The sequence below is a fragment of the Streptomyces sp. enrichment culture genome (genome assembly GCF_964272855.1).
Taxonomy (GTDB): domain Bacteria; phylum Actinomycetota; class Actinomycetes; order Streptomycetales; family Streptomycetaceae; genus Streptomyces.
Genome location: NZ_OZ186847.1, coordinates 5894706 through 5909783 on the forward strand (window position 1 = coordinate 5894706; position 15078 = coordinate 5909783).

The following is a 15078-nucleotide window of genomic DNA, read 5'->3' on the forward strand; positions in this document are numbered from 1 at the left end:
GTCAGTGGCGGTAGATGCGGTTCGCTATGGCGTGGCCCACGACCAGGTACACGACCGCGGCGAGACCGTAACCCGCCACGACCCGCGCCCACGCCTCGTCGAACGTGAACAGGTCGTGCGACCAGCCCGCCAGCCAGCGGGCCGTGTCGTGGACGAACTGCACGAAGTCGTTGCCACGGTTGGCGTCGAACAGGTACATCAGGATCCACAGTCCCAGGATCAGGGCCATGATGTCGGCGACGATCGCGATGACCCGGCCCGCCTGGGTGGCGCTGCGATATCGAGGGGACATACCCGCCGGGTTGCCGCGGCGTCCGCCTCGAAACCCCGTTCGCCCCGTGTTCGCCTGGAGTTGGCCCTTCCGGGGACGCGCGTTCCCCGCCGTCACCGATGATCCTGCCCCCTTGAGCGGCAGGAGGGCCGTTGTCCGACGACAGAGCACCCACCACAGAGGAACCGCGACTCACCACCCGGCGCACCGACCGCCGCCGCGTCCCCCGGCACGTGCTCGCCGCGCTGCCGTTCGCCGTCGCCGGACTGGTCTCCCTGCTGCTGTCGGGCAACACCCTGCGGCCGCTGGAGCACATCACCACGATCGAAGCCAGGATGGCCTCCAAGTCCGACTACTTCCGAGACCCCGAAGTACAGCGCCTGTTACTGAGGCACGGCATCCGCGTCGACATCCACCGCCTCGGCTCACGGGGCATCGCCACCCAGTCCCTGGACGGCATGGACGTCGTCTTCCCCTCCGGACAGCCCGCCGCCAAGCTCGTCCTCGACCGCCAGGACGGCTCCGTCCACTCGGCCCGCCCTTTCGTCAGCCCGCTCGTCCTCGGCACCTTCCGCGACTACGCCGAAACCCTCGTCGAGGCCGGCGTCGCCACCGCTCAGCGGCCCGCCGACGGCGGCGAAACCCTCTACTACGACCTCGACATGGCCCGCTTCACCAGCCTCCTCGACGGCGTCGACGACCCGGACGACCCCAAGGACGGCACCGGCCGCACCGCCGACACCTGGAACGGCATCGGCTACGACGACATCGCCCGCGACGGCCGCAGCAACAGCGGCCGCGTCCTGGTCCGCACCTCGAACGTCTGCGAGTCCAACTCCGCCGGCACCTACCTGAGCATCCTCGCCTTCGTCGCCAACGGGAACCGCACCCCCGGCACCCGCAGCGGCGACGACACCCGGCTCGCCGCGAACGCCGTCGAGCGCCTCGCCGCCGAGATCAAACCCCTCATCGACCTCCAGGGCATGTGGGCCGACGAACAGGCCGACAGCTACTTCTCCGACCTGGGCGAGTCCATCGCGCCGATCTCCCTCATCTACGAGCACCAGTACCTGGCCCACCAGATCGCCCACCACGACCGCAACGGCCGCCAGGACACCAGTCGCGTCCTGCTCTACCCCACGCCCTACGCCCTCACCGAACCCCAGCTGATCTCCCTCACCGGCAAGGGCGACCGGCTCGTGCGGATCATCCAGGAGGACGAGGAGCTGCGCCGCCGCGCCCTCGAACTCGGCTTCCGCGTCCGCTTCTCCGGCGCCGACGGCACCAGCGAACAGCTCAACTCCCACCTCGCCGAGCACGGCATACAGGTGCCGAAGGAGAACGCCGACCAGACCAAGGTCTACGAACCCGACCTGGAGGTCCTGGAGGAGATCATCGACTACGTCGGCGACTGCCCGCCGCCCGTCCAGGACACGCCATGAGGGCCGCCGCACGCGCCCTGCTCGGACTCGCACTGCTCGGCGCCACACTCACCTCCTGCACCTCCGACGACGAACCCACCACCCTGCGGGTCATCGCCAGCCCCGAACTCGCAGACATCGCCCCCCTGCTGGCCGACCTCACCGAGGACACCGGCATCGAGCTGGACATCGACTACCGGGCCGACGCCGACCTCGACGGCCAGTACCCCGCCGGCCGCTCCGGCTACGACCTCGCCTGGCTCGCCTCCGACCGCTCCTTCCTGCTGCGCGTGCAGGACTCCGACGGCGAACTGACCCGCCCCGAGTCCACCGCCGTCATGCGCTCCCCGGTCGTCGTCGGACTCGCCCCCGCCACCGCGAGGAAGCTGCGCGCCGACGCCCCCGGCGGGCGGATCTCCTGGGCGGACGTCGCCGACGCCGCCGCCGACGGCACCGTACGGTTCGGGATGGCCGACCCGCGGCGCAGCGACACCGGCCGCGCCGCGCTCGTCGGCGTCGCCACCGCGGCCGCCGGCACCGGCAGCGCCCTGCGCGAACAGGACGTCTCCTGCGACCGGCTGCGCGGCTTCCGCTCCGGCCAGACCCTCACCGCCGCCAGCTCCCGCGACCTCATGGCCCGCTACCCCGGCCGGCAGGACGACGCCAACGCGCTGATCGCGCACGAGTCGGAACTCCTCGCCCTCAACGCCTCCGGCGACCTGCGCGCCCCGCTGGAGATCGTCCACCCCGACGACGGCATGGTCCTCTCCGACTTCCCGCTGCTCCTGCTCGACCCCGGCGCCCGGCCGGCGTACCGCGAGGTCGTCGACTGGCTGCTCGCCGAGGACACCCAGCGCGCCCTGATGGAGCGGACGTTCCGGCGCCCCGTCAACCAGGACGTCGAACCGTCCGAGGCGCTGCGCACCCCCGTCGGCAACGCCCTCTCGTTTCCCGACCGCCTCTCCGTCGTCGAGCGGCTGATCACCGACTACGGCGACCCGGCCGACGGCACCGCCGACCAGGTCGTCTTCGTCCTCGACTTCTCCACCTCCATGCGCGGCACCCGCATGGCCGGCCTGCGCGCCGCCTTCGCCGGCCTGAGCGGCGCCGACGACAGCCCGACGGGCAAGTTCGCCCGTTTCCACCGGGGCGAGCGGCTGTCGGTGGTGCGGTTCGGGGGCCGGGTGCTGGAAGAGCGGACGGTGACGGTCCGCGGCGACGAGGATCTGCGGGACCTGAACGACCTGGTGGCGAACGGGGGTTACGACGACGCCACCGCCCTGTGGACGGCCCTCGACCACGGCTACCGCATCGCCGCCACCGCCGTACGCGACGACCCGCACCGCCCCGTCTCCATCGTGCTGATGACCGACGGCGAGAACAACGCGGGCATCACCTACGAGGAGTTCCTGCGCCGCCACCGCGCCCTAGGCGCCGAGGCCGAGGCGGTGCCCACCTTCCCCGTCCATCTCGGAGAGGCCGACACCGACGCCCTGCGGCGGGCCGCCGACGCGACCGGCGGCCGGATGGTCGACGCCGGACTCTCCTCCCTTTCCGACGCGTTCAAGGAGATCCGTGGGTGTCATCGACAGTGAGTGGTGGGCCCTTTGGTGGCCCTGGCTGGTCGTCTGGGCGGGAACGGCGGCCTGCTGGGCCGTCCTGCTGCGCTACGGCCTGATCCGCCTCGGCTGGCTGCGCAGACGCCGCCGGCGCGGCGGCCGCACCGTCCACGGCATGTGCTTCTTCCTGCACGAGAAGCGGGTGATGGACCTCTACCAGCAGGGCGGCTTCACCGCCGCCCTCGAACAGGAGGTGGCCGACCGGATCAACGTCACCAGCGGTGTCGGCCTGCGCGCCCGGTTCGGCTGGGGCGGCGGCAAGGCCAACCGGGACGTCACCAAGGAACGCGTCACCGCCTACATCCAGCAGAGCACGCCCATCACTGTGATACGGCTCCTCATGGACACCATGCGCAAGGAGGACGTGGTCGTCCACGCCGACCTCACCACCGGCCTGATCGTCCCCAACCGGGGCCTCGCCGACACCCTCCGCGACCGCGGCGACCGCGTCCCGCTGACCGCCGTCGCCGTCGTCTCCGCGTTCGTCTCCGTGACCGGCCGCTTCACCGCCGAACGCTCCGAAAGCGGCGACATCGTGCTGCGCGCCCCCTACGGCGACGGCCCCGACCCGGCCCATGTCCGCGTCACCTGTGAGGCGGCGGGCGTTCGCGAGGGCTTCCAGAACGCCGAGTACTTCACCGGCGAGTTCCAGGCCCGCTGCCTCGGCAAGGTGCAGACGTGGAACAGCCGGACGGGGGAGCTGTCCCTGAACCCCGTGGCGATCTTCCTGTAGACGGTCAGGAGTTCAGCCCGGCCAGCGTACGCAGCGTCGGGACGTCCGGTGCCGGCACCAGCAGGTCGGTCACCGGGCCGTCCCGCCACGCCGCCAGCCGCCGGATGGTGGAGGTGTGGGCGGCGATCCAGGTGAGCGCGGTGAAGGCGTCGAGCCCCAGGACTCGGCGGTCCACACGGAGTGGTAGCCGAGCCGTTCGGCCTCCCGCGCCAGCGTGACGTGGTCGGGGGAGGGGCCGCGGCCCCAGTAACCGAGGGCCAGTCCGAGCCGCACAATGCGCCCTGACGGTGTGTCAGTCGTTCGGCTGGTGACTGTACGACAACGGCCCCCCACCCGGAAGGGCGAGGGGCCGTACGCGCGTTGTGTGAGCCCGGCCGTCAGCCGCGCTGGATGCCGCTGGTGTCCTGGAGCACACCACGGCGGCCGTCCTGCGTCTGCGCGATCAGCGTCGCGCCGCGCTGCTCGACCGCCAGGTACCAGGTGCCCGGCGCGAGTTCGGCGATCGGCGTCGGCGAACCGTCCTCCGCGAACAGCGGACGCGGCACCGGAACGGCGAACCAGAACGGGGAGAAGTCGCCCGCCGGCTGCTGCGGGGCCTGCGGCTGCTGGGGCTGCTGCGGCTGAGGCTGCGCGCCACCGCCGTACGGCTGCTGCGGCTGACCACCGAACGGCGGCTGCTGGGCGCCCTGCGCGCCCGGGTAGCCGTAACCCCCCTGCGGCTGCCCGCCGTAGGGCTGCGGGGCGGCCGGACGCGGGGCACCGACGAGGGCGGCCTTGAGGGCCGGGACCAGGGGGGTGGCGATGGCGGCGGCGGCCAGGATCAGGGCGACGATCAGGCCGAGGATGAGACCGGTACCAGCCCCGTCGGCGTCGATGGTCCACCACAGCAGCGACCATGCGGCAGCGACGGTGAGGGCGACGCCGAGCGCGCCGAGATCCAGGCCGGCGACCTTGCGCGGCTGGGGGAGCAGGCGAGCAACGACAATGAGCGCGCCACCGACCACGCCGGTCATGTACGTGCCAAGCCCCAGTCCGAGGCTGAGGTCCCAGGAGTTGGGCATTTCGCCGCAGAAGGCGCCGTCGCAGTCGGCAACATCGAGGAACGACGCGATGAACAGCAACACCGCTGCTCCGATCACCACGCCATCGCCCCGAGTGAGGGAGCGGATATTCACTTCTTGTCCTTCGTCAGTCGTCTCGTCTTCGGCATTGCTGGAGGCGTCGCTGTCACCATGTCGCCGTCAGGCCCTGGTGTGAAGCGCGGGGGTGGCCCCTCATCGTACGGACGACCCTATCGTCCGCCCTCCGAGGCTGTCCGCCCGGATCAGTGCGCTGATCATCACCCGCGCAGGAAACTCACGATTCCCTCAGAGATTCCTTGCGCCGCCTTCTGCCGCCAGGCACCGCTGGTCAGCAATGCCGCGTCCTTGCTATCGCGCATGTTGCCGCACTCGATGAACACCTTGGGAACCGTTGACAGATTGAGACCGCCCAGGTCCTCACGTGTGACGAGTCCGGTGCCGTCGCCGACGTAGTTGGAGGGCGCGCTTCCGGTCACGCGCACGAAGTTCCCCGCGATGCGCTCGCCCAGTTCGCGCGAGGGCGCGACGATGGGCCGGGTGTCGGCGGCCCCGGCGTGCACCTCGCCCGGCAGGATCACATGGAACCCGCGGTTCCCGGCGCCCGATCCGTCGGCGTGCAGGGACACCACGGCATCCGCGTCCGCCTCGTTCCCGATACGGGCCCGCTCGTCGATGCAGGGGCCGTACGGCCGGTCGGCGTCATGGGTGAGCTTCACCGTGGCGCCCTGCCGCTGGAGCAGGGTGCGCATGCGGTGGGCGACGTCGAGGGTGAACTTCGCCTCGGTGTACCCGTCGTTGGTCGACGTGCCGGTGGTGTCGCATTCCTTACGGCTCGTTCCGATGTCGACCTTCTGGTTGATTTCGGTGGTGTGCCGGACGTTGCCGGGGTTGTGGCCGGGGTCGATGACGACGACCTTGCCCTTGAGCGGGCCGGAGGCAGCGCTGCTCGTGCCCTTCGGCGTGGGGCTCGTCGGGCTCGGCTTCTCGTCGTCGGAGGGCGTGGACGCCTTGGCGGAGGGCTTACCCGCCGTCGAGGAGGCCGCCGTGCCGCCGCCCCCGGTGTCCGATCCCGCCGTGGTCTCGACGACCAGCCATCCGGCCAGCGCACCGGCGACCAGCGCGGCTCCCAGCACGGCGATCAGCCTGCGGCGCGGGCGACGGGCGGGGGGAGGATCGAATTCCGGACCTGCGTACGACACGGGGCCACCCTAGTCCCTGTCGTCAGATTCCCGCCTGCCCGGCGACGCCATGCACGCACTCTCGCCGCACCGGGCCCTGGCCCACGTACATCCGGTACGAGGACCAGGGCCCGGCAGGCCGAGAGCACGCACCTGACGCCGCCGGGCCCGCCCTCCGGGCGGACGACGGGAATCTGACGACAGGGCCTAGCGGGCGGGGCGGTCGGCGGCGGGGTCGGGCGGACCGGCCACGCCGACACACGCCTCGTTCCCCTCGGGGTCGGCCAGCACCCGGTTCGACGGCGCGTCGGCGTCGTCCACCAGCCGTCCGCCGGCCGCGAGAGCCGCGGCGATCCGCGCCTCGGCCTGGTCGTAGGGCACCCACACGTCGACGTGCACCCGGTTGCGCTGCGGGCGCGGTTCGTCCATCTGCTGGAAGTAGAACGGCGCCCCGCGGCGGAGCGGGTCGATCAGGTCCTCCCCGCTGTTCGCGCGGTCCTGGTAGCCGAGCAGCGCCCGCCAGAACGCCACCACCGCGGGACGGGCCAGGGCGTCGACCGTGACCTGCACGGTCTGCACGGCGGACGGGTCGGCGGGTATGCCCAACGCGCGGGCCGCCACCGAGATCTCCCGGGCGAGCTCCAGGTGCCGCTCGGTCAGGCCGTAGTACTCGTCCGTGACCGTGATCAGCCGCACGCTCACCCCGTCGTGCCGCAGGTCGACGTCGGGGTGGTCGTCCCCGATGCCCGGCAGCTCGGCGATCGCCGCGACCAGCCGCGCGCCGGCCGCGAACGATCCGGCACGGAAGAACGCGCACGCCCCCTCGCCGACCACTCGCCAGTCCTCGAGGCCGGGCGTCTCGTGGAAGCGCTGCGGCCTGATGCGTTCGGTCTTGCCCGCCACGTAGGTCATGCGATCAACGTAGCGTGCGGGTCCGACAATACCCTTGGAGCTGTGGGCACTTCGGGCAGGACGGGGCCGTCAGACCCCCGCCCCCACCCGCCGCAGCACCCGCATCGACCCCGTCACCGAAACCTCCGTGAACGCCCCCGACTCCAGCGCCCGCAGGTAGACGCGGTACGGGGCCTGACCGGTGAACTCGTCCTCGGGGTCGGGGAAGACGTCGTGGATGACGAGGAGTCCGCCGTCCGCCACGTGGGGCGCCCAGCCCTCGTAGTCGGCGCTGGCGTGTTCGTCGGTGTGGCCGCCGTCGATGAAGACGAGGGCGACGGGGGTGTTCCACAGCGCGGCGATCTGCGGGGAGCGGCCGACGAGGGCCACCACGTGGTCCTCCAGACCGGCCTTGTGCAGGGTGCGGCGGAAGGCCGGCAGGGTGTCCATCAGGCCCAGCTCGGGGTCGACGGTCTCCGGGTCGTGGTAGTCCCAGCCCGGCTGCTGTTCCTCGCTGCCCCGGTGATGGTCGACGGTGATCGCCGTGACACCGGCGGCGCGGGCAGCGTCGGCGAGGAGGATCGTGGAGCGGCCGCAGTAGGTGCCGACCTCCAGCAGGGGCAGCCCGAGCCGCCCCGCCTCCGCGGCGGCCGCGTACAGCGCCAGCCCCTCGTCGACCGGCATGAACCCCTTCGCGGCCTCGAAGGCGGCCAGGATCTCCGGCTCGGGTGCCGTGGTCATGGGGGTCCTCTCGGTCGTACGACGTGCGCAACTGGCGCTCCATGCTGCCGCACCCCCCGCCGGACGTACGACAGGGGGTGCGGCAAGCGCCCCAGGGGCGCGGGGAACCGCGCGACCGGCCACACGCTGCCGCAGACGCCAGACGCCAGACGCCAGACGCCAGACGCCAGACGCCAGAGGCCAGAGGCCAGAGGCCAGAGGCCAGAGGCCAGACGTCAGACGTCAGACGTCAGACGTCAGACGCCGGAACTCACCGCTGGAGCCGCGCGCCCGCGACCGGCGCTCCCTCGGGGGACGGCACCCGGCCTTGGGAGCCGCGCGGCGCCTGCGCGTCCTCCTCGCTGCTCGCCCGCAGCCGCGGCTTGCCGGAGGGGTGCTGTCCGGGCAGGAACAGGGCCAGCACCAGGCCGACGGCGACGGCGGCGGTCGCGATGAGGAAGGACACGCGGAAGCCGTGCATGGTCGGGATCTCCACGCCGCCGACCTCGTTCGCCGTGTTCGCCAGCACCATGCCGATGACGGCGCTCGACACGGACGTGCCGATGGACCGCATCAGGGTGTTGAGGCCGTTCGCCGCGCCCGTCTCGGAGGCCGGGACCGCGCCGACGATCAGCGCCGGGAGGGAGGAGTACGCGAGGCCGATACCGGCGCCGAGGAGGACCGAGGTGACGACGGTCTGCCAGGCGGCCTCCATCAGGCCGAGGCCGGCGCCGTAGCCGATGGCTATGACGAGCAGGCCGATGATCAGGGTGACCTTGGGGCCGTACTTGGCCGAGAGGCGGGCGTAGACCGGCGCGGTGAACATCATCGTCAGACCGAGGGGGGCCACGCACAGGCCCGCGACGACCATCGACTGGCCGAGGCCGTAGCCGGTCGCGGAGGGGAGCTGGAGGAGCTGGGGCAGGACGAGGGAGACGACGTAGAAGGAGACGCCGACCATGATCGACGCGAGGTTGGTGAGCAGCACCTCGCGGCGGGCGGTGGTCCGCAGGTCGACCAGGGGCGCGGCGAGGCGCAGCTCCATCAGGCCCCACAGGAGGAGGACGACGGCCGCCGCGCCGAACAGGCCCAGGGTGGTGGCCGACGACCAGCCCCAGTCGCTGCCCTTGGTGACGGGCAGGAGCAGCAGGACGAGCCCGGCGGACAGCCCGACGGCCCCCGGCAGGTCGAAGGAGCCGGCGGCGCGTACCGGGGACTCGGGTACGACGAGCAGGGTGAGCGCGATGGCGAGGACGCCGAGGCCGGCGGCGCCGTAGAAGAGGGCGTGCCAGTCGGTGTGCTGGGCGACGAGCGCGGCGGCGGGCAGCGCGAGGCCGCCGCCGACGCCGATCGAGGAGCTCATCAGCGCCATCGCGGAGCCGAGCCGTTCACGCGGCAGCATGTCGCGCATCAGGCCGATGCCGAGCGGGATGGCGCCCATGGCGAAGCCCTGGAGGGTACGGCCCGCGATCATCGGGAGCAGGGTGCTGGTGAGCGCGCTGATCAGCGCGCCGACGACCATCACCGCGAGGCTGGTGACCAGCATGCGGCGCTTGCCGTACAGATCGCCGAGCCGGCCCATGATGGGCGTCGCCACGGCTCCGGAGAGCAGCGTGGAGGTCAGTACCCAGGTCGCGTTGCCGGCGTCGGTGTCCAGCAGTTGCGGCAGGTCCTTGATCACAGGGACGAGCAGGGTCTGCATCACCGCGACAACGATGCCCGCGAAGGCGAGGACGGGGACGACGGCCCCGCCGGCGCTCCGGGCGGGCTGGTCGGTCGGCGTGAGCGTCATGGAGAAGGGCCTCCAGGGCAGAGGAGAGGGCGAGCCGGGCGGGATGTGTGCAGGAGGAACCCCGTGCGCCTGGGCAACTATTCCGATCCTTCGGGCAACTAATGAATTCTTGACCCGCTCATGGTGATCTGATCTTCCATCAGGCAATACGACTGCGTCGGGCCGTTCCTCGAAACTTTCGCATACCTGAGGGGCTGATGTGATGGCCGACGACTCTCAAGTTTCGCTTGTGCGCACCCTGTTGACGCGTCCTCAGTGTGCCCATACGGTCTGCGAAGCCAATCGGAAACCCCCACGAAACTTTCGGGAGCATCATGCGCACAAGCACGTCCTCCCGTGCCCGAAGGGCACTGGTCCTGGGTCTCGCGGGCCTGCTCGCCGCGGCCGGCGTCACCGTCGCGTCCGGAACCGCCGAGGCGGCGAGCACCCTGGGAGCCGCGGCAGCCGAGAAGGGCCGCTACTTCGGCACCGCCGTCGCGGCCAACCACCTGGGCGAGGCGCAGTACGTCTCGACGCTCAACGCCGAGTTCAACTCGGTGACGCCGGAGAACGAGATGAAATGGGACGCCGTGGAACCCAGCCGCGGCTCGTTCAGCTTCGGCAACGCCGACCGGATCGTCAGCCACGCCCAGAGCCGGGGCATGCAGGTCCGCGGCCACACCCTGGTCTGGCACTCCCAGCTGCCGGGCTGGGTCGGCGGTCTCGGCGCCGCCGACCTCAGGACGGCGATGAACAACCACATCAACCAGGTCATGGGCCACTACAAGGGCAAGATCCACTCCTGGGACGTGGTGAACGAGGCGTTCCAGGACGGTAGCAGCGGCGCCCGCCGCAGCTCGCCCTTCCAGGACAAGCTCGGCAACGGCTTCATCGAGGAGGCGTTCCGCACCGCCCGCGCCGCCGACCCCGCCGCCAAGCTCTGCTACAACGACTACAACACCGACGGCGTCAACGCGAAGAGCAATGCCGTCTACAACATGGTCCGCGACTTCAAGGCGCGCGGCGTGCCCATCGACTGCGTGGGCTTCCAGTCCCACTTCAACAGCGCCTCCCCGGTCCCCTCCGACTACCAGGCCAACCTCCAGCGCTTCGCCGACCTCGGTGTCGACGTCCAGATCACCGAGCTGGACATCGAGGGCTCCGGCACCGCCCAGGCCAACAGCTACGGCAACGTCGTCAAGGCCTGTCTGGCCGTCAGCCGCTGTACCGGCATCACGGTCTGGGGCGTCACGGACAAGTACTCGTGGCGGGCCAGTGGCACCCCGCTGCTCTTCGACGGCAACTACAACAAGAAGCCCGCCTACACCGCCGTGCTCACCGCGCTGGGCGGCTCCTCCGGCGGCAACCCGGGCAACCCGGGCGGCGCGACCTGCACCGCGACGTACAGCAAGCAGGAGGAGTGGAGCGACCGCTTCAACGGCAAGGTGACCATCACCGCGGGCAGCGCGGCGATCACCGGCTGGACCACCACGGTCACCGTCACCTCGCCCCAGCGGATCTCAGCCACCTGGAACGGCTCACCCACCTGGGACGGCAGCGGAAACGTCATGACGATGCGGCCCAGCGGCAACGGCAGCCTCGCCGCCGGAGCCTCGACCAGCTTCGGCTTCACCGTCATGAAGAACGGCAACTCGGCCGCCCCGGTCATCGGCGGCTGCACGGCGTCCTGACCCCGGCAGGCGCTCCCCGCTCGGTCGTACGGCCCAACCGGGTCGTACGACCGAGTCGTCCTCGGACGAAATACCGATGCCCGAGGCCTCAGACGATTGAGACCATGGCACTCATGCTCGAAGCCGCTGACACCACCGTGAACCGCGCCTCCCGGCGCACCGCGCCCCCCACCTGGCTGGTGGTGGCGCTCGCCTGCGCCGGACAGTTCCTGGTCGTCCTCGACGTGTCCGTCGTCAACGTGGCGCTGCCGTCGATGCGTACCGACCTCGGGCTGAGCGGGCCCGGGCTGCAGTGGGTGGTGAACGCGTACGCCATCGCCTTCGCCGGGTTCATGCTGCTCGGCGGGCGGGCCGGTGACCTGTACGGCCGCAAGCGGATGTTCCTGGTCGGGCTCGCGCTGTTCACCCTGGCCTCGCTGGGCGGCGGGCTCGCGCAGGAGGGCTGGCAGCTGCTCGTCGCGCGGGCCGCGCAGGGACTCGGCGCGGCCGTCCTCGCCCCCTCCACGCTCACCATCCTCACCTCCGCCGTACCCGAGGGCGCCGCGCGGGCACGGGCCATCTCCACCTGGACGGCGGTCGGCGCGGGCGGCGGCGCCGCGGGCGGACTCGTCGGCGGCGCGCTGGTCGACGGGCTGTCCTGGCGCTGGGTGCTGCTCATCAACGTCCCGATCGGCGCCGTCGTCCTCGTGGCGGCCCTGCGCGGCCTCACCGAGAGCCGCGCCGGGGAGGGCCGCCGCCTCGACCTGCCGGGCGCGGTGCTGGTGACGGCCGGGCTGGGCACGCTCGCCTACGGCATCTCGCAGACCGAGGCGGACGGCTGGACGGCCGCGGCCACCCTGGTCCCGCTGGTCGCCGGACTGCTGCTCATCGGCCTGTTCCTGCTGGTGGAGGCGCGTACGGCGGCACCGCTGATGCCGCTGCGGCTGCTCCGGGCGCGGGCCGTGTCGTCGGCGAACGCGGCGATGTTCATCAACGGCTCCGCGATGTTCTCCATGTGGTTCTTCATGACGCTGTACGCGCAGAACGTGCTCGGCTACAGCCCCCTGGAGGCCGGCTTCGCCCTCGTGCCCAGCTCGCTCGCGGTGGTCGTCGGCTCCAAGGTGGCCCCTCACTGGATGCGCCGCCTGGGCGCGCGCCCGGTCGCCGTGCTCGGCAGCCTCGTCGCCGCCACCGGCTTCGGCTGGCAGTCCACGATGAACGCCGACGAGGCGTACGTCACCGGGATCATGCTCCCCGGCATCCTGATGATGCTGGGCGCGGGCCTCGCCGCGACCCCGCTCGCCGCCCTCGCCACCTCCGGCGCGGACCCCGGCGACGCCGGACTCGTCTCCGGCATGGTCAACACCTCCCGCACGATGGGCGGATCCCTCGGACTCGCCGTGATGTCGACGATCGCGGCGGCCCGCACCGGCCACAGCACGGGCGCCGCGGAACTGACGGAGGGTTACGCGCTGGCCTTCCGGGTGTCGGCGGCGGTGCTGGTGGCGGGGGCCGTGGTGATGAGGGTGTGGCTGCCGGGGAAGGGTGCGGCGGCGGTCCGGCAACCGGGGTGACGCGGGAAAAGTTCTGACGGCGAGGCAACGGTTCGCGACCCCCATGGACTCCTTTGTATGTCTAGGAGGTGCCCATGGGGGATCGGAAGCAGGCCCGGGACGAGGAGTTCCAGGCCTTTGTCATCGGCCGCTGGCCGCGGCTGATGCGCACGGCATTTCTCCTCACGGGGGAACAGCACGCCGCGGAGGACCTGGTCCAGTCGACGCTCGAACAGGTCTATGTGGCCTGGCGCAAGGTCGGCTCGGCCGACGACCCGGAGGCGTACGTACGGCGCGTGATGATCAACGCCCACGCGCGCAAACACCGCAGACGCCTACGGGAGTTCCTGGCATCGAAGGACGACTCGGGCCTCGCGCACGAGCAGCCCGACACCGGTGACCGCATCTCCCAGGCGGACGACCGCAACGCACTGCTGAAGGCGCTCGCCCAACTGCCCGCCCGGCAGCGGGAGGCCGTGGTGCTGCGGTACTGGGAGGACCTCACCGAGACCCAGGCGGCGGAGGCGATGGGCTGTTCGGTGGGCGCGGTCAAGAGCAACGCGGCCAAGGGGATCGCGAAACTCCGCGCCATACCGGGGCTGGCCGAGACGGTGACGAACGGAGGGCGGAAGTGATGGGCGCGAACCAGGGGAGCAACCACGAGATGTCGCACACGGACATCGCCTTCCTGCTGGCCGAGGCCGCGGACGAGGTAGAGGTCGGCATAGCCCCCTACGAGTCGGTGATGCGGGGCGGGCGCCGCCGCAAGGCCCGCCGCTGGGCGGTGGCGGCGACCGCGGCGCTGGTGATCAGCGGCTCCTCCGCGGCGCTGGCGGTCGCCGGGCTGCCGGGCGGTGGCGGCGACCGGGTGGCACCGCCGGCCGGCCAGTCGCGGTCCGCGGCCCCGAGCGCGCTCACCCCGTACCGGACCACGCTCGCCACCGGCAGCGACGGGCCCACCGAGTGGCGGGTCGTCCTCGATGTGTGGCCGGCCGCGCGCGACGAGGTGGAGGCGCAGGCGCAGCTGGACGTGATGGCCGAGTACGGGGACCTGCCGGAGGAGGTCCGGCACGCCTACCAGATGGTCGGCAGCAGCTACTACTTCGTGCACAAGGTCGTCGGCGAGGAGGAGTCGCTGGCCCTGTGGTCGGCCTTCTCCGAGGGCGGCGGCACCCCGCAGAACCTCACGACGGCCGCGCTTCCCCTGGAGTCCGGGACCGACGGCCCGCAGCGGCTGGTCGTCGGCCAGGTCACCCGGGCCGCCGGCCAGGTCACCTGCACCTGGAAGGACGGCACCAGCACCGTGATCGACCGGGCCCCGGAGAACGCGGAAGCGCCCACCCGCCAGACCTTCATCCGCCCCGCCGAGAACTCTCCGGTCGACTGGTTCGTCTGCCTGGCACCGAAGGGCACGGAGTACGCGTCGGCGGAGGTGACGAAGCTGGCGGACTAGGCCCTGTCGTCCGCGTCACGCCCCGGCCGGGCGGTGCGGCTCCCGTCGCATCGCCCAGAGCGCGGGCCCGCCGCCGGGCAGCTGCAGTTCGGCGCGGACGGCGAAGCCGAAGTGCTCGTACAGCGGGACGTTGGACGGCTTGGAGGACTCCAGGTAGACGGGCAGACCCGCGGCGTCGGCCCGGGCCAGGCCCGCGCGCAGCAGGGCGGCCCCGTGCCCCTGACCCCGGGCGGCGGGGTCGGCGCCGATCACCGCCAGGTACCAGTGCGGCTCCTGCGGGGTGTGCCCGGCCGCGGCCTCGACGGCGTCCCGGAACAGCGGGGCCCGGTCGCCGAGGATCTCCTGGAGCTGCTGGATCGTCACCGCGTCGGGGACGGCCTTCTCCTGCCCCTCCGGCGGGACCCAGAAGGCGGCCGCCGCGCCGGTGTGCTCACAGAGGCCGTGCTGTGCGTACTGCCGGGTGAGGAGCGTGGTGAAGTACCGGGTCAGGCCTGCCTCGCGGGTGCCGGAGTCGGGGAAGAACCAGCGCATCATCGGGTCGTCGTCGAAGGCGCGGGCGAGGGTGCGGCTGATGAACGGGGCGTCGTCGACGGTGGTCGGCTGCGGTTTGTTCATTATCGGCATACGGGTCATTCTGCGCTTGATGATCCCGGGTGGGTGAGGCGGCCCCCGGAAGGGTGGATTCCAGGATGACAAGAAGGGATCGCCGCCTATCT

General features: G+C 71.7%; 14 protein-coding genes and 1 pseudogene. 7 read left to right on the forward strand and 8 right to left on the reverse strand.

The genetic code is table 11. The annotated features are described in order from the left end of the window. Position 1 precedes the first annotated feature (1 nt). Complete coding sequence (locus ACSU6L_RS26035) at positions 2-292, reverse strand: hypothetical protein (protein ID WP_437060542.1); 291 nt, start codon at positions 290-292, stop codon at positions 2-4. Between the two features lie 131 nt (positions 293-423). Between ACSU6L_RS26035 and ACSU6L_RS26040 the strand changes: the two genes are divergently transcribed. From ACSU6L_RS26040 to ACSU6L_RS26050, 3 genes are read left to right on the forward strand one after another with little or no spacing between them, the layout of a single operon-like run. Beyond that, the gene (locus ACSU6L_RS26040; RefSeq protein WP_437060544.1) at positions 424-1713 is read left to right on the forward strand and encodes a hypothetical protein; all 1290 of its coding nucleotides are present in this window, start codon (positions 424-426) and stop codon (positions 1711-1713) included. Then, a complete protein-coding gene (locus ACSU6L_RS26045; RefSeq protein WP_437060546.1) occupies positions 1710-3287 on the forward strand; it encodes a substrate-binding domain-containing protein in 1578 nt (525 codons plus the stop codon). The genes ACSU6L_RS26040 and ACSU6L_RS26045 overlap by 4 nt, the downstream gene beginning before the upstream one ends. Then, positions 3268-4044 (forward strand): hypothetical protein, encoded by a 777-nt coding sequence (locus ACSU6L_RS26050; protein WP_437060548.1) that lies wholly within the window; start codon positions 3268-3270, stop codon positions 4042-4044. The genes ACSU6L_RS26045 and ACSU6L_RS26050 overlap by 20 nt, the downstream gene beginning before the upstream one ends. A gap of 100 nt (positions 4045-4144) precedes the next feature. Here the strand turns inward: ACSU6L_RS26050 and ACSU6L_RS26055 are convergent. The 6 genes and pseudogenes from ACSU6L_RS26055 to ACSU6L_RS26080 form a co-directional block, all read right to left on the reverse strand. After that, positions 4145-4317 (reverse strand): annotated as a pseudogene (locus ACSU6L_RS26055) (LLM class flavin-dependent oxidoreductase); the annotation flags it as partial. A 104-nt stretch (positions 4318-4421) separates the two neighbouring features. Then, positions 4422-5219, reverse strand: a complete 798-nt coding sequence (locus ACSU6L_RS26060) for a DUF5336 domain-containing protein (RefSeq protein WP_437060550.1) — start codon at positions 5217-5219, stop codon at positions 4422-4424. Positions 5220-5383: 164 nt separating this feature from the next. Then, positions 5384-6325, reverse strand: coding sequence for an N-acetylmuramoyl-L-alanine amidase (locus ACSU6L_RS26065; RefSeq protein WP_437060552.1), 942 nt, complete (start codon positions 6323-6325; stop codon positions 5384-5386). 186 nt (positions 6326-6511) lie between these two features. Beyond that, positions 6512-7216: a VOC family protein gene (locus ACSU6L_RS26070; RefSeq protein ID WP_437060554.1), complete on the reverse strand. Its 705-nt coding sequence runs from the start codon at positions 7214-7216 to the stop codon at positions 6512-6514. 69 nt (positions 7217-7285) lie between these two features. Continuing rightward, entirely contained in the window at positions 7286-7936 is a 651-nt protein-coding gene (locus tag ACSU6L_RS26075) for a class I SAM-dependent methyltransferase (RefSeq protein WP_437060556.1), read from the reverse strand. Between the two features lie 250 nt (positions 7937-8186). Continuing rightward, positions 8187-9707 carry an MFS transporter gene (locus tag ACSU6L_RS26080; protein ID WP_437060558.1) on the reverse strand — a complete coding sequence of 507 codons (1521 nt, stop codon included), beginning with the start codon at positions 9705-9707 and terminating at the stop codon, positions 8187-8189. Between the two features lie 314 nt (positions 9708-10021). On the opposite strand from ACSU6L_RS26080, the gene ACSU6L_RS26085 reads away from it, so the two are divergent. From ACSU6L_RS26085 to ACSU6L_RS26100, 4 genes are all read left to right on the forward strand, one after another. Then, a complete protein-coding gene (locus ACSU6L_RS26085) occupies positions 10022-11377 on the forward strand; it encodes an endo-1,4-beta-xylanase (protein WP_437060560.1) in 1356 nt (451 codons plus the stop codon). Between the two features lie 113 nt (positions 11378-11490). After that, on the forward strand, positions 11491-12930 hold the full coding sequence (locus ACSU6L_RS26090) for an MFS transporter (RefSeq protein WP_437060562.1): 1440 nt from the start codon (positions 11491-11493) through the stop codon (positions 12928-12930). Between the two features lie 74 nt (positions 12931-13004). Beyond that, on the forward strand, positions 13005-13544 hold the full coding sequence (locus ACSU6L_RS26095; protein WP_437060564.1) for a SigE family RNA polymerase sigma factor: 540 nt from the start codon (positions 13005-13007) through the stop codon (positions 13542-13544). Beyond that, positions 13544-14362, forward strand: coding sequence for a hypothetical protein (locus tag ACSU6L_RS26100; protein WP_437060566.1), 819 nt, complete (start codon positions 13544-13546; stop codon positions 14360-14362). The genes ACSU6L_RS26095 and ACSU6L_RS26100 overlap by 1 nt, the downstream gene beginning before the upstream one ends. Before the next feature lie 15 nt (positions 14363-14377). Here the strand turns inward: ACSU6L_RS26100 and ACSU6L_RS26105 are convergent, their stop codons facing one another. Then, complete coding sequence (locus tag ACSU6L_RS26105; protein ID WP_437060568.1) at positions 14378-14995, reverse strand: GNAT family N-acetyltransferase; 618 nt, start codon at positions 14993-14995, stop codon at positions 14378-14380. Positions 14996-15078 lie beyond the last annotated feature (83 nt).